13 protein-coding genes and 1 riboswitch are annotated in these 18,626 nt (G+C 65.2%); of the genes, 8 read left to right on the top strand and 5 right to left on the bottom strand.

The window, feature by feature from the left end; all coding sequences use genetic code 11:
- Positions 1-817, top strand: an 817-nt coding sequence (locus AO684_RS12895) for an MBL fold metallo-hydrolase (RefSeq protein WP_054303160.1), incomplete at its 5' end; no start/stop codon positions are given.
- 76 nt (positions 818-893) lie between these two features.
- On the opposite strand, the gene wrbA is transcribed toward AO684_RS12895, so the two are convergent.
- Together wrbA and AO684_RS12905 are read right to left on the bottom strand one after the other, a co-directional pair.
- Positions 894-1,487 (bottom strand): NAD(P)H:quinone oxidoreductase type IV, encoded by a 594-nt coding sequence (wrbA, locus tag AO684_RS12900; RefSeq protein WP_054303161.1) that lies wholly within the window; start codon positions 1,485-1,487, stop codon positions 894-896.
- A gap of 108 nt (positions 1,488-1,595) precedes the next feature.
- Positions 1,596-3,257, bottom strand: a complete 1,662-nt coding sequence (locus AO684_RS12905; protein ID WP_054303162.1) for an NAD+ synthase — start codon at positions 3,255-3,257, stop codon at positions 1,596-1,598.
- Positions 3,258-3,369: 112 nt separating this feature from the next.
- On the opposite strand from AO684_RS12905, the gene AO684_RS12910 reads away from it, so the two are divergent.
- The gene (locus AO684_RS12910) at positions 3,370-4,842 is read left to right on the top strand and encodes an MORN repeat-containing protein (RefSeq protein ID WP_054303163.1); all 1,473 of its coding nucleotides are present in this window, start codon (positions 3,370-3,372) and stop codon (positions 4,840-4,842) included.
- A gap of 37 nt (positions 4,843-4,879) precedes the next feature.
- Here AO684_RS12910 and AO684_RS12915 read toward each other — a convergent pair whose 3' ends face one another.
- Entirely contained in the window at positions 4,880-6,220 is a 1,341-nt protein-coding gene (locus AO684_RS12915) for an ATP-binding protein (protein ID WP_054303164.1), read from the bottom strand.
- Complete coding sequence (locus AO684_RS12920; RefSeq protein WP_054303165.1) at positions 6,217-6,765, bottom strand: heme NO-binding domain-containing protein; 549 nt, start codon at positions 6,763-6,765, stop codon at positions 6,217-6,219. Before AO684_RS12920 ends, AO684_RS12915 begins: the two co-directional genes overlap by 4 nt.
- Positions 6,766-6,861: 96 nt before the next feature.
- Between AO684_RS12920 and AO684_RS12925 the strand changes: the two genes are divergently transcribed.
- The 3 genes from AO684_RS12925 to AO684_RS12935 all read left to right on the top strand — a co-directional run bounded on the left by AO684_RS12925 (position 6,862) and on the right by AO684_RS12935 (position 11,466).
- The gene (locus tag AO684_RS12925) at positions 6,862-7,890 is read left to right on the top strand and encodes a lysine-2,3-aminomutase-like protein (protein ID WP_054303166.1); all 1,029 of its coding nucleotides are present in this window, start codon (positions 6,862-6,864) and stop codon (positions 7,888-7,890) included.
- A 59-nt stretch (positions 7,891-7,949) separates the two neighbouring features.
- Positions 7,950-9,680 carry a hypothetical protein gene (locus AO684_RS12930; RefSeq protein ID WP_054303167.1) on the top strand — a complete coding sequence of 577 codons (1,731 nt, stop codon included), beginning with the start codon at positions 7,950-7,952 and terminating at the stop codon, positions 9,678-9,680.
- A 208-nt stretch (positions 9,681-9,888) separates the two neighbouring features.
- A complete protein-coding gene (locus AO684_RS12935) occupies positions 9,889-11,466 on the top strand; it encodes a 2-isopropylmalate synthase (RefSeq protein WP_054303168.1) in 1,578 nt (525 codons plus the stop codon).
- A 54-nt stretch (positions 11,467-11,520) separates the two neighbouring features.
- Here the strand turns inward: AO684_RS12935 and AO684_RS12940 are convergent, their stop codons facing one another.
- Entirely contained in the window at positions 11,521-15,267 is a 3,747-nt protein-coding gene (locus AO684_RS12940; protein WP_161806014.1) for a calcium-binding protein, read from the bottom strand.
- Positions 15,268-15,432: 165 nt separating this feature from the next.
- On the opposite strand from AO684_RS12940, the gene AO684_RS12945 reads away from it, so the two are divergent.
- The 3 genes from AO684_RS12945 to gcvH all read left to right on the top strand — a co-directional run bounded on the left by AO684_RS12945 (position 15,433) and on the right by gcvH (position 18,595).
- Positions 15,433-16,824 carry an MATE family efflux transporter gene (locus tag AO684_RS12945; protein ID WP_054303170.1) on the top strand — a complete coding sequence of 464 codons (1,392 nt, stop codon included), beginning with the start codon at positions 15,433-15,435 and terminating at the stop codon, positions 16,822-16,824.
- An 8-nt stretch (positions 16,825-16,832) separates the two neighbouring features.
- A riboswitch (glycine riboswitch) is annotated at positions 16,833-16,935 on the top strand.
- Positions 16,936-17,100: 165 nt separating this feature from the next.
- Complete coding sequence (gcvT, locus tag AO684_RS12950; protein ID WP_054303171.1) at positions 17,101-18,219, top strand: glycine cleavage system aminomethyltransferase GcvT; 1,119 nt, start codon at positions 17,101-17,103, stop codon at positions 18,217-18,219.
- Between the two features lie 16 nt (positions 18,220-18,235).
- The gene (gene gcvH / locus AO684_RS12955; protein ID WP_054303172.1) at positions 18,236-18,595 is read left to right on the top strand and encodes a glycine cleavage system protein GcvH; all 360 of its coding nucleotides are present in this window, start codon (positions 18,236-18,238) and stop codon (positions 18,593-18,595) included.
- Positions 18,596-18,626 lie beyond the last annotated feature (31 nt).

The following is an 18,626-nucleotide window of genomic DNA, read 5'->3' on the forward strand; positions in this document are numbered from 1 at the left end:
GGGCGCCGCCCAGCCCGGTTTTCATCGTTTTCCCCTTGGCGAGATGGAGGTGACGACGCTGCTGGTCGGCACCCGTCCGATGGAAAATCCCAACGGCACCTTCGGCCTGAACGCCAGCCCCGAAGATTTCGCCGCCCTCGCGCAAGCGAATTTCCTGCCCGCCGACATGTCGGTGAACTTCTTCACCCCGACGCTGGTGAATACCGGGGCGGAACTGGTGCTGTTCGACACCGGCCTTGCGCCCGAAGCCATCACGGCCGCGCTGACGGCGGCGGGCGTCACGCCCGATCAGGTGGACGTCGTGGTGCTGACCCATATGCATGGCGATCACATCGGCGGGCTTGCGGGCGAGGCGCCGACCTTCACCAATGCCCGCTACGTCACCGGCGCGGTGGAGCACAACCATTGGTCCGGCGCGGGTAACGAGGGGTTTGACACCAAGGTCAAACCGCTGAGCGACAAGATGACCATGCTCGATGACGGCGGCAGCGTCGCGCCCGGCATCAGCGCCATCGCGGCCTTCGGCCATTCACCGGGGCATATGGCCTATCGGCTGGAAAGCGGCGGCAAATCGCTGGTCATCACGGCGGATACGGTGAACCACTACGTCTTTTCCATGCAGCGCCCCGACTGGGAGGTGCGGTTCGACATGGACAAGTCGGCGGGCGCGGCGACCCGGCGCAAGCTTTTGGGAATGCTGGCCGCTGACCGCACGCCCTTTATCGGATATCACATGCCGTTTCCGGCTGTGGGCTATGTCGAGGCACAGGGCGAGGGCTTTCGCTTCGTTCCTGCAAGTTACCAGCAGATGCTGTAACGCAAAGGGGCGGCAGCGCCGCCCCCAATTTTCTTGATCAAGGAATTGCAAGAGTTTTCAGGAAAGCTCGTGGCGCTCAGCCCAGCTTTGCGGCCACATCGACCAGACGACGCGCCTGATGGCCGATGGCGGCTTTCGCATTGTCATCGAACTCTTTGCCCTGGGTATGGCTGTAGCCATAGGGGTTGCCGCCCGCCGCGAAGATCGCCTGATCGGTAAAGCCCGGCGGCACGATGATCGACCCCCAATGCGCGAAGGTGGTGTAAAGTCCGAGGATCGTCGCCTCCTGCCCGCCATGCGGGTTCTGCGCCGAGGTCATCGCGGTGACGGGCTTGCCTGCCAGCGCGCCCTTGAACCACAGACCGCCCAGCGTGTCGATGAAGGCGCGCATCTGCGACGGCGCCTGGCCAAAGCGGGTGGGGGCCGAAAACAGATAGGCATTGGCCCATTCCATGTCGTCGGGCGTCGCAACCGGGATGTCCTGCATCTTGTCCAGCGTGGCTTTCCACGCATCCTGCCCGTTCACCACTTCGGCCGGTGCGGTTTCCGCGACACGGCGCAGACGGACCTCGGCGCCCGCAGCCTCAGCTGCTTCGGCGGCGATGCGGGCCATCTGAAGGTTGGTCGAATAGGTCGAGTAAAATACGATTGCGAGCTTGACGGCGGTCATCCTGTCCTCCTGTCGGGTGCAGTTATGCAGCTAACATAGTGCGCAGGCGGCCCTGCGCCCATTCGGTGCGGCGGCAGGGCGGATGTTCGCTGATGCACGGAACCCGGTTCAGCCCGGATCGCGGAAGCGGTTGGCGATGGGGTAGCGGCGGTCCAGCCAGAAGGCGCGGGGGGTCAGTCGCACGCCGGGCGCCGACTGGAAGCGCTTGTATTCGCTGATATACAGCAGATGCTCAACCCGTTTCACCGTGGCGTGGTCATAACCCTGTGCCACAATCTCGGCCACCGAAAGTTCCTGATCGACCAGCCCCTCCAGGATCGCATCCAGCACCTCATAAGGGGGCAGGCTGTCCTGATCCTTCTGGTCAGGGCGCAATTCGGCGCTGGGTGGTTTGGTGATGACCCGTTCGGGGATCACCGCGCCCGCCGGACCCTTCATCCAGGGCCGATGGTTGTCATTGCGCCAGCGGCAGGTTTCGAACACGCGGGTCTTGTACATATCCTTGATCGGATTGTAGCCGCCGTTCATGTCGCCATAGATGGTGCAGTAGCCCACCGCCACTTCGGATTTGTTGCCGGTGGTCAGCAGCATCTCGCCAAACTTGTTCGACAGCGCCATCAGCATCAGCCCGCGCAGCCGGCTTTGCACGTTTTCCTCGGTGATGCCCGGTTCGGTGTCTGCAAACAGGTCGGCCAGCGCCTCGCCGACCGCCGCCTGCGCCCCGCCGATCGGCACGGTATCCAGCCGACAGCCCAGATTGCGCGCGACCTCACCCGCATCTTCCAGCGAATGCTCCGACGTATAGTCCGAGGGCAGCATGACGCAGCGCACATTCTCGGGCCCCAGCGCATCGGCGGCGATGGTGGCAACGATGGCGCTGTCAATGCCCCCCGACAGGCCCAGCACGACCCTGCGGAAGCCGGTTTTCGCCATGTAATCCTGCAAACCCATGACGCAGGCGCGATAATCCGCCTCCCAGATCCGGGGGATTTCGGCGATCATGCCGGGCTCCGCCCGCCAGCCTTCCGGCCCGCGCGTGAAATCCACATGGGTCAGGCAGGTGTCGAATTGCGGCATCTGCACCGCGAGCGCACCGCCGGGATTCAGCACCATGCTCGACCCGTCGAAAACCTGATCGTCCTGGCCACCCACCATATTGAGGTAGACCAGCGGCAGCCCGGTCTCGACCACGCGCGCCACCATCAGGTTCAGCCGCAGGTTCGGCTTGCCCCGGTGATAGGGCGAGCCATTGGGCACCAGCAGGATCTCTGCCCCGGTCTCGGCCAGCGTTTCGGCCACATCGGGGTGCCAGGCATCCTCGCAGATCGGCGTGCCGATGCGGATCGGCCCGATGCGGTAGGGACCGGAGACATCGGCGGGTGAAAAGATGCGTTTTTCGTCGAAGACATCGCTGTTCGGCAGATGGTGCTTCAACACCTTCGCCACCACCTTGCCGCCCTGCAAAACCCACCAGGCATTGTGAAGCCTGTCGCCTACCCGCGCCGGGCCACCGATGCCGATGGCCGGGCCTTCGGCACAATCGGCGGCCAGCGCCAGGATCGCCGCCTCTGCCGCATCGGCAAAAACCCGCTTCAGGATCAGATCCTGAGTCTGATAGCCGGTGATGAACATTTCGGTCAGCGCCAGCATGTCGGCGCCTGCGGCCTTCGCCTCGGCCCAAGCGCTGCGGGCCTTGGCGGCATTGCCCGCGATATCGCCCACAACCGGGTTCAGTTGGGCAAGTGTCAGGCGAAAGCGGTCTGCGGCCATGGGCGGCTCTCCGTCTGGCAGCGGGAGCAGCGTCCCGAGGATTTGTCTTGCTTTCTAGCAGACTGACGGCCAAGGAAAAGGAGGAAGCGGCACAGGGATCCGGGGGGCGAGGATGCGGAAGCGGTTCGGGATGGGCATGGGCGCAGCGGGGCTGGCGATGGCACTGGCCTTGCCGGTCGCGGCGCAGAACACCTCCGATGTGCTGGTCAAGCAATATGATGACGGTTCGGTCTACGAGGGGCAGTTCCTCAACGGGCGGCAGCACGGGCAGGGCACCTACCGGCTGACCAATGGATTCGAATACAGCGGCGAATGGGTCGAAGGTGAGATCCGTGGCCGCGGCACTGCCCGCTATCCCAATGGCTCGGTCTACGAGGGGGATTTTCTCGGGGGCAAGCCCTTTGGCAAGGGCAAGATCACCTATGCCGACAACAGCACCTATGAAGGCGACTGGTCGGACGGCAAGATCACCGGCAAGGGTGTCGCACGCTATGCCGATGGCTCGGTCTACGAGGGCGATTTCGTTGATGCGGTGCATGAGGGGCAGGGCAAGCTGACCTCGGCCGAAGGGGCGGTTTACGAAGGCGGCTGGCTCAGGGGCATGAAGGATGGGCAGGGCAAGCTGACCTACCCGGACGGCACCGTCTATGACGGGGGTATGAAGGCGGGCAACCGCGACGGCAAGGGCAAGCTGACCATGCCCGACGGCCTGACTTATGAGGGCGATTGGGCCAAGGGACAGATCAATGGTCTGGGCAAGCTGACCCAGCCCAATGGCTCGGTCTACGAAGGCGCCTTCGTGGAGGGCGAGCGTCAGGGTCGTGGCAAGATGACCTACAAGGACGGCTCGGTCTACGAAGGTGGTTTCAGGGGCGATCAGCGTGATGGCAAGGGCGTGTTTCGCACCGCTGATGGCTACAGCTATGATGGTGACTGGGTCGCGGGCCGGATGGAAGGTGCGGGGCGCATGACCTATGCCGATGGATCGGTCTATGAGGGTGCGTTCAAGGCCGACAAGCCCGAAGGACGCGGTCGCATCACCTATGCGGATGGTTCGGGCTATGAGGGCGACTGGGTCGCGGGCGAGATTGCGGGGCAGGGCCGGGCGACCTATGCCGATGGCGCAGTCTATGAAGGCGCCTATGCTGATGGGCAGGCGCAGGGCGAGGGTGTGCTGACCCGGCCTGACGGCTATCGCTACGAAGGTGACTGGGTGGCGGGCAAGCGCACCGGCGAGGGCATTGCGACCTATGCGGATGGCGCGACCTATACTGGCGGTTTTGTCGATGGTGCCCGGCAGGGCAAAGGCAAGATGACCATGGCCGATGGTTTCAGCTATGAGGGCGACTGGGTGGCGGGCGAGATGACCGGGCAGGGCATCGCGCGTTATGCCAATGGCGACGTCTATGAAGGCGCTTTCGTCAAAGGGCGGCGCGAGGGGCAAGGAATGTTGCGCTATGCCAATGGCCGTGAAAGCTCGGGCCAGTGGCTGAACGGGATTTTGGTGGCAGCACCGGAGCCCGCCCCGGCCGACGCCTCGACTGAGCCTGCGCCGGGTGACGCTGCCGCGCCAGCGGGCAACTGAGCCGCGCGCTTTCGGACTGGCGTGGGTGAGTGCAGCGTCAGCCATCTCTCGCCGCAATCTGACAAAGAGCAGCCAGAAGCCTTTGCCGTGAAAAGGGTTTTGCCACATGGCCGGCAAAGCCTTGCGCTGCATAAGCCTCGACCTGATGGCGCATGGCATTGGCGGTGATCGCCAGCGCAGGCACGGCGGGCCAGCCCGAGGCGCGCTCCGCCTCGCGGATCGCTCGCAAGGCGGTCACGCCATCTACGACCGGCATCGAAATATCCAGCAGAATCAGATCGAACCGCTTTTCCGATGCGCGGGCGATAGCCTGACGGCCGTCACAGACCAGCTCAACCGATATCCCGCAGGGGGCCAGCATTGCCGCAAGGATCTTGCGGTTGGTGGCATTATCATCCGCGGCAAGCACCTTCAAACCGGGCAGCAGGTCAAGCGGCAGATCTGGTGGTGCAGGCTCCGGCGGCACCATCGGCATATCCTCTGCCTCTGGCAGGGGGAGCGTCACGCGGATTCGGGTGCCGAAGCCGGGTTGCGACTGCGCGCTCACCTCGCCCCCCATCATCCCGACCAGTTTTTTGACGATGGCCATACCCAGCCCGGTGCCCCCGAAGCGGCGGGTGATGGTCGGATCGGCCTGCTGGAAATCCTCGAACATGCGGGCAAGCTGGTCTGCGGTCATACCGATGCCGGTATCAGTGACATCCAGCGTGACGGGTCGCCCCGGCGGGCAGGTCATCAGCACCCGGATCTCGCCGGTTTCGGTAAACTTGATCGCATTCCCCAGCAGGTTGTGCAGGATCTGCGCCATACGATGCGGATCGCCCAGTCGCAGCCGCGTGGCATCGGCGCTGGCGAGGATGGCGAAGGACAGCCCCTTTTCCTGCGCCCGCAGGGAATAGAGTGCCTCGACCCGCGCCACCACATCCGCCGGACGAAAGGCCGAGGTTTCCAGTTCCATATGGCCCGCGTCGATCTTCGACAGGTCCAGAATGTCGTTCAGCACCCGCAGCAGCGTTTCACCGGATTCGCGGATCGTGGCCACCATGGCGCGCTGTTCGGGCGGGTCGATGAGAGGCTCCAGCAGTTCGGCCATGCCCAGAACCCCGTTCAGCGGTGTGCGGATCTCATGGCTCATGTTGGCCAGAAACAGGCTTTTCGCCGCGTTCGCGGCCTCGGCCTGCTGGCGGGCGCGTTCCAGATCGGCGGTGCGCAACCGCACTTCGGTTTCCAGATTGCGGGCCTGGCCTTCCAGCGCACAATTCGCCTCGTAAAGCTCGCGGCTTTTCTGTTCCAGCAGCGCCTCGGCCTCCTCACGCGCGCGTCGTTCCCGGTCATAGCGGCGGCGTGATACTTGATCGGGCGGTGGAAGCACGGTCATGGCATGTCGTGGCGGATGGTGAATTCGGCCCGCGCCTGACCGGGGGTGGAAAGGTCGCGCGTGGTGATGGTGGCGGGTCTGCCAAAATGATCGACACAGCCCTCGATCAGCCCGGCACAGAACGGCACCAGCGGGCGGGTGGAGCTGTAATCCATCCGCAGCGCGCCTGGGCCGAGCCTTTCTGTGGCGAATGTCGGCAATTCGGCGCCGGGATAGATCTTGCGCACCTCCACATGCACCTCGCCCTCGATCGCCTCCAGCATGGCCAACACATCGGGTTTGTCCTCGAAGAAGGCGGGATAATAGGTTTTGAAGGTGTTCATCATCCAGTGGCCGAAGCGGCGTTGCAGTTCCTCGCCCGGCAGGCCGGTCACGCGCGAGAAGGCGCCCACCAGCGCGACCAGATCGGCGCAGGGGTAATCCCCCACGGCGGAAAATGCCCCCCCGGTGGACAGCGGCGTGTCGTCCAGCACCTGATCCACCGCAGCCTCGCCCAGCAGGTTTTCAGCCATCTTCAGCAGTTCGACAAAAACAATTCCCTTCATCGCCGTCACCCTTTCGTGCTTACCGCCCCAGTCCTGCATGGCAGAGGTTGACAAACCTCTAAGCCGCGCGCATTTCGCCGGGCTTTCCAAAGGGCAATGGCGATGAAGGCTCTGACCACTGTGAGCGACCTGACGGCAGCAGGGCTGGCGGCGCCTTCGGCGGCGCTGGATGCCGTGGCGGCGCGGTTTCGCATCCGGCTCAGCCCCGCAATGCGCGCGCAGGCCGGGTCGGCGGGTGTCGCGCGCCAATTCGTGCCGGATGTGGCGGAACTGCTGATCCGCCCGGAGGAGCGCGCCGACCCCATCGGTGACCGTGCCTTCAGCCCAGCGCCGGGCCTGACGCATCGCTACCCCGACCGGGTAATCCTTGCCGTCACCCAGACCTGCGAGGTCTATTGCCGCTTCTGTTTCCGGCGCGAGACGGTGGGCGCGGCGGGCGCATTGCCCGAGGCCGGTCTGAACGCGGCGCTGGCCTATATCGCCGCCACGCCCGCAATCCGCGAGGTCATCCTGACCGGCGGCGATCCGCTGTCCCTGTCAGCGCGGCGGCTGGGGGCCGTGCTCGACCGGCTGGAGGCGGTGCCGCATGTGGAAACCCTGCGCATTCACAGCCGGGTGCCGGTGGTCGCGCCGGAGCGGATGGATGCGGCCATGCTGGCCGTGCTGGACCGCGAGAAGCCCGTGCATCTGGTGATCCATACCAACCACCCCGATGAGTTGGGTGAGCCCGCGCGGGCCGTGCTGCGGCGGCTGAACCGCGCCGGGGTTGCGATGTTCTCGCAATCGGTGCTGCTGCGCGGCGTGAATGATGACGCCGACACCCTGGAAGCGCTGTTCCGCACCCTGATCCGCAACCGGGTAAAGCCCTACTACCTGCACCACTGCGATCTTGCCGAGGGCACCAGCCATTTCCGCACCACCATCGCCGAAGGCCGCGCGCTGATGGCCGAGCTGAAACGCCGCCTCTCGGGCCTCGCGCTGCCGGCCTATGTGCTGGATATTCCGGGCGGCGCGGGCAAGATCGCCCTGACGCCGGGCATGGCGGAGGAGGTCGCGCCGGGCGAATGGCGGGTGACGGACCGGCTGGGCGAGGTGCATCGCTATACCGACCCGGCGCGCGACTGACACCGCTTGCAGGCTGACCCGCGCCGCGCCACAACTATGGGGTGCAAGTGAGATCCACCATGCCCCGTATCCCCTCTGTCGCCGCGTTTCTGGACCCCGAGAAAGGTTTTAAGCCGACCGAAGCGGAACGGCGGCTGATCGCAGCCTGTCAGGAGGGGGAGCCTTGCATCCTCTCCAATGAACGTCCGACTGAGCCGACCGAAGCCAATACCATCCGCGCCGAGCTGATCCGCCTGCTGATCCTCGGCGGCACCAAGGATTGCGGGCTGCATGAGAGCGGGGTTCGGCTGCAAGGTGGGTGGATTACGGGGATGCTGGACCTGCGCTTTGCAAAGGGGCGGGGAGGATTGAGCCTGAACGCCTGCCATTTCGAGAAGGAGCCCTTTCTGGAACATGCCCGGCTAGATCAGTTGAGTTTTAACGGAAGCAAACTGCCGGGCCTGCGGGCCCCGCATCTTGAGCTGTCGGGCGCACTGTTTCTGAATGGGGCTGAAATGACTGGTCCCCTATTTCTGGTTGGGGCGCGGATCGGCGGGCAGTTGTCATGTGTCGGGGCCAAGCTGGATGGCAACGGGGGCGAGGCGCTGGACGGGCAGGGGATGACGGTCGGTCAGGATCTGTTTCTGAGCAGGGTCACGGCGACGGGCTGCATTGACGTCAATGGATCGCAGATCGGCGGGCAGCTATCTTGCGAGAAGGCCAAGCTGGACGGCAAGGGGGGCAAGGCGCTGAACGGGCAGGGGATGACGCTGGGTGAGAGCCTTTTTCTGCGCGAGGTCACGGCGACGGGCTGCATCGGCCTCAATGGATCGCAGATCGGCGGGCAGTTGGCTTGCGAGGGTGCCAAGCTGGACGGTAAAGGCGCTCAGGCGCTGAACGCACAGAGTATGAGCGTGACTGGGGGCCTTCTCTTTCGCGAAGTTGAAGTAATAATGGGCGATCTCATTCTAACCGCGGCGCAGGTTGGGGATCTGGTCGATGATTTCGCAAGCTGGAATAAGATAAACGGATACCTGAACTTGGATGGGTTCACCTATGATCGGCTGTTCGGCTCATTGGATATTCCTGGCCGCCTGCGCTGGCTGAAGCAAGGCGCGTGGTTCGACGGCACCTTCTCCCCCCAGCCCTACACCCAGCTTGCCAAGACCCTCGCTGCAATGGGCCATAACCGGGCGGCGCGGCGGGTGCTTTATGAGCGGGAGGAAATTCTGGGGCAGGAGCAGTTGCGGGAGGATCGCAAAAGGCCGAGCGAACTCTGGCGCGACAGCCGGGGCGAAGGTGCGGCCGCGCAGGAGGTGCGGGCGGATATTGGCGTGCATTGGTGCCGCATGCGGTTTTCGCAGGTGAAGCATTGGCTGGCACGGCGCATCGTCGGGCATGGCTACCTGCCGGAGCGGGCGCTGATCGTCTCGCTCAAGGTGCTGACCGTGGCGACGCTGGGCTATTTCATCGTCTGGCGGGCCGGGGGCATGGTGCCCAATTCGGATGTGGTGATGACCTCGGCGCAATGGGCGCAGGCCATGGCCGAGAACCCCGCCGCCCCCGCCCATGCCTGGGAGCATCTGGGGGCGGGGCAGCATTATGAGACCTTCAACGCCTTCGCCTATGCGGCCGATGTTTTCGTGCCGCTGTTCGATCTGGGGCAGGAAAGTGCATGGGCGGCGACCACCGCCAACTTCCTTGGCACGATGGCATGGGGGGCGAAATGGCTCCTGCAAGGCATGGGCTGGCTGGTCTCGGCGCTGGGGGTGGCGGCGATTACCGGGATCATGCAGAAGGACCGGGACTAGCGCATTTCCTCTTTTCTTTCCCGTCCCGGCCGTTATAGTCCCGCCCCATGAACACGGGCTTCCATATCATTTCCTGCGCGCCGCTGTGCGCCCCGGCCGCCCGTGGCCTGCTTCTCCTTAGCTGCCTCTGAGCGTGCCTTCGGGTGCGACCGCTCGGAGGTGACCAGCACCCAGGGATCGAAGCACCAGAATTTTCAAGGACAAGCACATGACCGACAGCAGCGCACAACCCCGCGTCGTGATTTTTGATACCACCCTGCGCGATGGCGAGCAGTCGCCTGGCGCCACCATGACCCATGAGGAAAAGCTGGAAATTGCCGGCCTCCTGGACGAGATGGGCGTCGATGTGATCGAGGCGGGTTTTCCCATCGCCTCGGAAGGCGATTTCAACGCGGTGACGGAAATCGCGAAACGCGCGAAAAACAGCACGATCTGCGGGCTGAGCCGGGCGAATTTCAAGGACATTGACCGCTGCTGGGAGGCGGTGAAACACGCCGCCTCGCCGCGTATCCATACCTTCATCGGCACCTCGCCGCTGCACCGCGCCATCCCGAACCTGACCATGGATGAAATGGCCGAGCGCATCCATGAAACCGTCACCCATGCCCGTAACCTGTGCGACAATGTGCAATGGTCGGCGATGGATGCGACGCGGACGGAACATGATTACCTGTGCCGGGTGGTGGAGATCGCGATCAAGGCTGGCGCCACCACGATCAACATTCCCGACACCGTGGGCTATACCGCGCCGCGCGAAAGTGCCGACCTGATCCGCATGCTGCTGGAGCGTGTGCCGGGCGCCGACGAGGTGATCTTTTCGACCCACTGCCACAATGATCTGGGCATGGCGACGGCGAATAGTCTGGCCGCTGTGGAAGCGGGTGCGCGGCAGATTGAATGCACGATCAACGGTCTGGGTGAACGCGCCGGCAATGCCGCGCTGGAAGAAGTGGTGATGGCGCTGAAGGTCAGGAATGACATCATGCCCTATGCCACCGGCATCGATACGACCAAGATCATGCATATCTCGCGCCGTGTCTCGACCGTTTCGGGTTTCCCGGTGCAGTTCAACAAGGCGATCGTCGGCAAGAACGCCTTCCTGCACGAAAGCGGCATCCATCAGGATGGCGTGCTGAAGAATGTCGAGACCTTCGAGATCATGCGCCCCGAAAGCATCGGCCTGACCGCGAAGAACATCGCAATGGGCAAGCATTCGGGCCGCGCGGCGCTGCGCGCCAAGATGAAGGAACTGGGCGTCGATCTGGGTGACAACCAGCTGAATGACCTGTTCGTGCGCTTCAAGGCTTTGGCCGACCGCAAGAAAGAGGTCTATGACGACGACCTGCTGGCGTTGGTGAAAGACGCCGATACGCATGAGGCGCATGACACAATTCAGGTGAAACGTCTGCGCGTTGTCTGCGGCACCGACGGCCCGCAGGAGGCGGAGCTGACGCTGGTGATTGACGGGGCGGAGCACAGCATTGACGCCACCGGCGACGGGCCGGTCGATGCGGCGTTCAACGCGGTCAAGATGCTCTACCCTCACAAGGCGCGGTTGCAGCTGTACCAGGTGCATGCGGTGACCGAAGGCACCGATGCGCAGGCCACGGTCAGCGTGCGGATCGAAGAGGAAGGCCGGATCGCCACCGGTCAGTCCGCCGACACCGATACGGTGGTGGCCAGCGTCAAGGCCTATGTCAACGCGATCAACCGCCTGATCGAGCGCCGGAAGAAATCCAACCCCGGCGATGATGTGAAAACGGTGGATTACCGCGACGCCGGCTGATCGTCAGGGCAGAGCAAGAAGGGGCGCCGGTGCAGAACCGGCGCCCTTTTTGCATCAGCCCAGAAGGTCGAAATGCCCGGCGGTCAGGTCCAGCCCTGCGCCGATCATCGCGATCAGTTTGCGTCCGCCCGCGCCGCTGCCGTTGGTATCGAAGAACAATCCACCCGTGCCGCTGTCATAGATCAGCCGGTCGTCGGCATCGACCTTCGCGCCGGGCACGCCGATGATCTTGAAGGCGTTTTCTTGCAGTTGACCGTGGAGAGACCGGAACGCGCTGCCCGCGAGCGCGATACTGTCGGCCCCGGTGTCGAAATCGGTGATGCGGTCGACATTTCCGGGTTTCAGCGCCGTATCGAAGACAAAGACATCCGCCCCGGAGGCGCCGGTCAGCACATCCTTGCCGGTGCCACCTGTCAGCCGGTCATTCCCCGCCCCGCCCGTGAGCGTATCCGCCCCGCCAAGTCCGGACAGATGGTCGCCACGGCCGCCGCCCTCCAGCCGGTTGGCGGCAGCATTGCCGGTAATCCGGTCGGTGCCGCTGCCCCCTGTGACATGCTCGATCCCGCGCAGGATGTCGGTGCCGATGCCCTTGCCGCTGGCCTGCCCGTCCGCAGTGCCCGTGCCGAGGGTGACTGTCACCCCCGCCTTTACCCTGCCATAGGTCACCAGATCAGCCCCGGCGCCGCCGTCGAAAATGTCATTCCTGGCGGAGGAGCGGAAGGTATCCGAGCCGCCCAGACCCATCAGCCGGTCATCGCCCTTGCTGCCCGCCATCACATTGGCACTGCTGTCGCCGCGCGTGACCTTCATGCCGACCAGCGTCGCCATGCCGCCACTGACCTCGACCGCCAGTTCTGTCTTCGACAGGCCCGAAAGGGTGAAACTGCGCAGCCCCGCGCCGGTATCATAGCGGAACAGGCCTTTGGCCGAAAAGGTGAAATCCTCGATCCGGCCATCTGGGCCGAAGGTATGAGCAGAGCCCAGTTCAAGCCGGTCGCCCGTGCCGAAACCGTCGATGCGAAAGCTGATGCCGGTGGCCCAGCCATCGCGGGCGCGCACGGTTTCGCTACCGTTCCCGGTGATGGTGACGCGGTCGTTTGCAGTGCCGTTCAGCAGCAGCGTGCCGCCTGCCGAAACGCCAAGTCGGCCCGCGCCGGTCAGATCGTCGTGCAGGTCGAGCGTGCCGCCGCGCGCGTCGATCGCACCCTCGTTGCGCAACGTGCGGCCTGTGTCGAGCGTCAGGGTCTGGCCGGTGGTGGCGCGGATCGTGCCGCCTGCGGTATTGGCCAGTTTCAACTCGGCGGCGCCTTCCAGCGACCCGATGAAGCCGCCCCCAGTGATGGTATTGCCGTTGGTCAGCAGGGCCACGCTGCCGCTGCTGCCGGTCAGGCTGTCCTGTCCGGTCAGACCGTCCATCACAATGAGACCCTTGCCGGTCAGCGCGGCGCCCTTCGCGTGGATGGCCAGACGGGTGCCGCCCGCCTCGTCAAAGCGGATCTGGCCGGTGCTGCCGATTTCACCGCGCAGGGTGGTGGTGCCCATGACGCGGAACAGGCCCTGTAGCTTCAGCGCCCCGGTGCTGCCGTCCAGCCCCGCGCCGCTGTAACCAAGGATTTCGCCGCCATTAACCGTTGCCAGTGTGCCGCCCTGCACCGTCAGGCTGGCGGTGCCGCCCGTGAGTTCGACCCGCGCACCCGCCGCACGCAGCGTGCCGCCCTGATTGGCGATCACGGCGGCCATGTCGCGCCCGGCGTCATTCACCCCCACCGCAAGCTGCAAAAGGCCACCTTTCAGCGCCTCTGCCAGCCCGTCATTGCGGAAGGCGGTCAGCCCTTCCAGCCGCAGCGTCTGACCTTTCAGATCGGCGCTGATCCGGCCTGCGTCCGCATTGGTCAGCGACAGGCCATAGCGGAAATAGCCGGTCGCACCCGATCCGGCCCAGAGGCTGCCGATGGTGCCCGCGCCGTGCAGCCAGTTGTTGATATTCTCCAGCGTGCCCTCACCGCCCTGCGTCGCCCCCCGGATCTCGCCGCCGGGTGTGCCGGTTTCGGCCAGCCGTACCTCGCCCTTGCCTGCCAGCCGCGCCGTGTCCTCGATCAGCAGGCGCTGGGTGCGGGCGGTGTCGAAATGCAGATCGCCCTTGTTGTCGATCTGGCCGGTGAGTGTGCCGCCGCCCTGCACGCGGATATCGCCCAGCAGGGTCACGGCCCCGCGCGCCGTGCTGCCATCCAGCACTGCATTGGCGTTCATCAGAAGGATTTCGCCGCCCGCGCGCCCCTCCAGCGTGCCGCCCTCGACCGTCATGGTCTGGCCGTTGCCCTGAATCTCTGCCCGCGCTGCGGTGCCGGTGGCGAGAATGCGGCCCCCCCTGTTGTCCAGCACCTGCGCTTCATCGGCATAATCCGTCGCCACATCGCCTGATCCGGCGGCGATGCGCAGGGTCGCCCCGGTCTCGGCTCGCAGCAGCCCGGCATTGCTGAAAGTCTCCAGCCCTTGCAGGGTCAGCGGTGCGCCTGCCACATCCGCCGCGATGATGCCATTGGTGCCGTTTTCCAGCGACAGGCGGATTGCCACAGACTGACCCATGCCGATGGCGGCCTGCTGCCGGCCGATCTGACCCGCGCCGTGGATCAGATTATCCTCGTTCACCAAAAGGCCCGTTTTCGCGCTGTCTGCCCCCTGAACCAGCGCATTGCGATACTGGGTGCCGGACGCCACGTCGAAGGCCAGTTCCACCGCGCCCCCGCCGCGCAGCGTCAGGTCTGTCGCTGCCAGCTGGCCTGAGTAGCCGTCCACCTGGATCGTGCCGCGGTTCACGATCTCGCCCGCGAGTTCCAGCATCTGCGTGGCGCGAACCTGCCCGCCCGCGTCGATGGTCAGCGCGCCCGCGACCGAGCCGCCGTCCAGCGTGGTGTGGAAATTCGCGGTCTCGATCTGCCCGCCGCCGGTCGTTGCCAGATGACCCCCAGCGATGCGTCCGTCATGCAGTCGCAGCACAGAGCCTGCGCCATCGGCCCGCAGTTCTGCCCCGGTGGTCTGTTCCAGCAGCGGCACTTGCAGATACAGTGTGCCGCCCCCGCTGGCCCGCATGATACCGGCATTCGTCGTCGGGTTCGCCCCGGTCACATCGGCGCTGTAAAGATGCAGCCGCACCCCTGCGACATTGGCATCGACCAGGCCGCCGGTGGCATTATGCAGAACCAGATTGCCGCCCGGATCGCCAAGGTTCTTGTTGTAGCCGATGGTGCCCGCGCCTTCGATGGTGCTGAAATTCTCCAGCACCGCGAGACCGTCATCCCCATCCATCCCGGTCAGTTGCGTGGACAGGCTGTTCGAGGTGCCGCCTTCCAGCCGCGACCCCAGCACCAGCCGCCCTGCGCCGGTCAGCGTGGTGGTGCCATCGCCCAGCCTCAGGGCCGAGGAATTGTTGTTCTGCGCGTCATCTGAAAGAATGCGGATGGTGCCCGCATTGTCGATGCTGCCGCCCAGCACCGTCATGTAGTCAGTCAGCAGGGACCAGCTTCCGGCATTGCTGACATCGCCGTGGATGGTCAGGTTCGAACTGTAGCCTTCCAGCGCGGCGCCCGTGAGGATGTCGAGATTGCGGATGTTCAGCGACTCGCCCGCCAGTGTGGTCTCGACAATCTGCGCAAGGCTGCCTGCGCCCGCGCCGCCCAGGCGCACATCTGTTTCGTCATCCGGAACTGTCGCTACATCGAAATTGGTTCCGACGATTTCCTGTTCCTCGTCCAGCAGAACGGCTGTCCAGGACAGTCCGCGCACGCCCGTGAATACAGCCATCCCACCCTCCCGCCGAATGCTGATCATCCGGTAAATTCCGCCGATGCTGACATAGGGCGGGGATTCCGGCAATCGCCGTTTCGGAGGGGCGGGCCGGCCCGTCCGGGCTGGACATTTCCGCTCGGTCGGCGCTGACTGGCGGCGCGAACGGACAGGGACGGGACGATGGCGCAGGCGCGGTTTGTGGAGGGCAATCTGTTTGCCCATGTGGCGGTGATGTCGCTGACCTCGTCGGTCGGGCTGATGGCCATTTTCGTCGTCGATCTGATCAACATGGTCTACATCTCCTGGCTGCGCGATCCCGAGGCGACGGCGGCTGTGGGCTATGGCGGGGCGGTGCTGTTTTTCACCACGGCCTTCGGCATCGGCCTGTCGATCGGTGTCTCGGCGCTGACCGCGCAGGCAGTGGGCGCGCGCGACCCGGTGCTGGCGCGGGACAGGGCGACGCAGGGCCTGGTGCTGGGGGCGCTGTTCGGCATCGTCTTTTCGGCCGTTGTCTGGTTTTTGCTGCCGCAGATCGTGGACCTTCTGGGGGCGACGGGTCGCACGGCGGAGCTGACGCTGTGGTTCCTGCAACTGGTGACACCCGGGCAGCCGCTGCTGATGATCGGGATGATCGGCGCGGCGATCCTGCGCGCGCATGGCGAGGCGCGGGCGTCGATGATGGTCACGGTCTGGGGGGCGGTCGTGCTGGCGGCGCTGGACCCGGTGCTGATCCTCTGGGCCGATCTGGGGCTGACCGGCGCCGCCATTGCGGGCTGGGGATCGCGCATCGCGATGGTGGTCATGGCGCTTTGGCCGATCTGGCGGCGGCATGGTGGCTTCAGCCCGGTTTCGGCGCGCAGCCTGCGCGGGGCGGTCGCGCCGCTGTCGGCCATCTCCGGCCCCGCGATCCTGACCCAGCTTGCCACCCCTGTGGGGCAGGCGCTGGTGACGCGGATGGTCGCGGGCTATGGCGAGGCCGCCGTGGCGGGCATGGCCATCGCGGGGCGGCTGACGCCGGTCGCCTTCGGCACGATCTTTGCTCTTGCGGGGGCCATCGGCCCGATCATCGGCCAGAATCTTGGTGCGCGCCGGATGGACCGCGTGCGTCGTGCCTTCTTTGACGCCATCCGGTTCACTGGCCTTGTGATCCTTGGCATGTCGGCACTGCTGTTTCTGCTGCGCGCGCCCATCGCCGCGTTGTTCCATGCTGAGGGGCTGACCCGCGAACTGGTCTTCCTGTTCTGCGGCCCGTTGAGCCTGCTGTTCTTCTTCAATGGCCTGATCTTCGTGGCGAATGCCGCCTGCAACAATCTGGGCGCTGCGTTTCAGGCGACGCTCATCAACTGGGGGCGGCATACCTTGGGCACGGTGCCTTTTGCCTGGTGGCTGGGGCAGAGCTATGGCCCGCAAGGGGTGCTGATCGGGCAGGCGGTCGGCGGCATCGTTTTCGGGGTGCTGGCTGTCTGGCTTGCTTTGCGCGTGATTGACCGGCGTATGCTGGCCATGTCGGAAATGGTTGGCATACCGTCGGATACGAAATTTCCCTTGCCTCCGACGGGGCGGCTGGGCTAGCAGTGAACTTGTCAGGATCGGGAGAATCCGGCGGGGGTCACTCACCTCGGAGCCGGTGCCGAAGGAGCAACCGCCCCGGTAAACTCTCAGGCGACAGGACCGTCCTGGCAGAAGACTCTGGAGAGTGGCGCGCGACGCGCCCGCCGAAGGGATAACGATCTCAGGCGTCCGAAGCCGGCATGGCAAGGGCAGGGACAGAGGGGGCACCGCACGACAGGGGTTGGCCTGTCGACAGGTGCCGGACCTATGCGATGACCGGCGGAAGAGGAGGCGCGCGTGAGCGACCTTTTGCGGCTGGGTCTCAATGACCTGCATGAGGAACTGGGCGGCAAGATGGTGCCCTTCGCGGGCTATTCCATGCCCGTGCAATACCCGATGGGGGTGCTGAAGGAACATCTTCACACCCGCGCGGCTGCGGGGCTGTTCGATGTCAGCCACATGGGGCAGGTGATCCTGCGGCCCAAAGGCAGCTACGAGGCCACCGCGCTGGATTTCGAGCGGCTGATGCCGGTCGATGTGGCCGGGCTGGCCGAGGGGCGGCAGCGCTATGGCCTGTTCACCAATGACGCGGGCGGCATTCTGGACGACCTGATGTTCGCCAATCGCGGCGATCATCTGTTCGTCGTGGTGAACGCCGCCTGCAAGGCCGCCGACATCGCGCATATGCAGGCGCATCTTTCCGCCACCACCGAGGTTCTGCCGGTGACCGACCGCGCGCTGCTGGCGCTGCAAGGCCCGACGGCGGAGGCCGCGCTGGCGCGGCTGGTGCCGCAGGTGGCTGCGATGCGCTTCATGGATGTGGCGCAGGTGCCGACGGTGTTCGGCGAGCTGTGGATCAGCCGCTCGGGCTATACCGGCGAGGATGGCTATGAAATCTCGGTGCCAGATGGCGGGGCCGAGGGGCTGGCCCGCGCGCTCCTGGCGATGGCGGAGGTTGCGCCCATCGGGCTTGGCGCGCGCGACAGCCTGCGGCTTGAGGCCGGGCTTTGCCTCTATGGCCATGACATTGACGAGACGACTTCGCCCGTCGAGGCCGGTCTGACCTGGGCGATCCAGAAGGCCCGTCGCACGGGCGGTGCCCGCGAAGGCGGTTTCCCCGGTGCCGCGCGCATCCTGCGTGAACTGGCCGAAGGTCCGGCCCGCCGCCGCGTCGGCCTGCGCCCCGAGGGCCGCGCGCCGATGCGCGAGGGGGTCGAGCTTTACGCTGGCGAGACCGCCGTGGGCCGCATCACCTCGGGCGGGTTCGGGCCTTCAGTCGAGGCTCCGATTGCCATGGGCTATGTCACGGTGGAACACGCCGCCACCGGAACCGCCCTCGCGGGCGAATTGCGCGGCAAGCGCCAGCCGGTGACGGTGGCCGACATGCCGTTCCAACCTACCACCTACAAACGCTGAAACAGGGCTTAAAGCGATGAAATATACCAAGGAACACGAGTGGCTGCGCGTCGAGGGCGATGTTGTGGTGGTCGGCATCACTGAACACGCGGCCGAGGCGCTGGGTGATGTGGTTTTTGTCGAACTGCCCGAGCCGGAAACCCAGGTTGGGGCCGGGGATGAGGTTTGTGTGATCGAAAGCGTCAAGGCAGCCTCGGACATCCTCGCCCCGGTCGAGGGCGAGATTGTCGCCGTGAACGAGAAACTCGCCGACAACCCCGGTCTGGTGAACGAAGACCCGCTGGGGGAAGCGTGGTTCTTCAAGATGAAGCTCGATGATCTGAGCGTGCTCGACGATTTCATGGACGAGGACGAATACAAGGAACTGATCGGCTGAGGCCGGTTGGCTGAAGACGGCAAGGGCGGGG

This window comes from Gemmobacter sp. LW-1 (genome assembly GCF_001303875.1).
GTDB lineage: Bacteria > Pseudomonadota > Alphaproteobacteria > Rhodobacterales > Rhodobacteraceae > Gemmobacter > Gemmobacter caeni.

Coding starts and splice junctions, on each gene's coding strand:
- wrbA (WP_054303161.1), bottom strand. CDS start 1,487: ATGACCGCCGTCAAGCTCGCAATCGTATTTTACTCGACCTATTCGACC.
- AO684_RS12905 (WP_054303162.1), bottom strand. CDS start 3,257: ATGGCCGCAGACCGCTTTCGCCTGACACTTGCCCAACTGAACCCGGTT.
- AO684_RS12910 (WP_054303163.1), top strand. CDS start 3,370: ATGCGGAAGCGGTTCGGGATGGGCATGGGCGCAGCGGGGCTGGCGATG.
- AO684_RS12915 (WP_054303164.1), bottom strand. CDS start 6,220: ATGACCGTGCTTCCACCGCCCGATCAAGTATCACGCCGCCGCTATGAC.
- AO684_RS12920 (WP_054303165.1), bottom strand. CDS start 6,765: ATGAAGGGAATTGTTTTTGTCGAACTGCTGAAGATGGCTGAAAACCTG.
- AO684_RS12925 (WP_054303166.1), top strand. CDS start 6,862: ATGGCGATGAAGGCTCTGACCACTGTGAGCGACCTGACGGCAGCAGGG.
- AO684_RS12930 (WP_054303167.1), top strand. CDS start 7,950: ATGCCCCGTATCCCCTCTGTCGCCGCGTTTCTGGACCCCGAGAAAGGT.
- AO684_RS12935 (WP_054303168.1), top strand. CDS start 9,889: ATGACCGACAGCAGCGCACAACCCCGCGTCGTGATTTTTGATACCACC.
- AO684_RS12940 (WP_161806014.1), bottom strand. CDS start 15,267: ATGGCTGTATTCACGGGCGTGCGCGGACTGTCCTGGACAGCCGTTCTG.
- AO684_RS12945 (WP_054303170.1), top strand. CDS start 15,433: ATGGCGCAGGCGCGGTTTGTGGAGGGCAATCTGTTTGCCCATGTGGCG.
- gcvH (WP_054303172.1), top strand. CDS start 18,236: ATGAAATATACCAAGGAACACGAGTGGCTGCGCGTCGAGGGCGATGTT.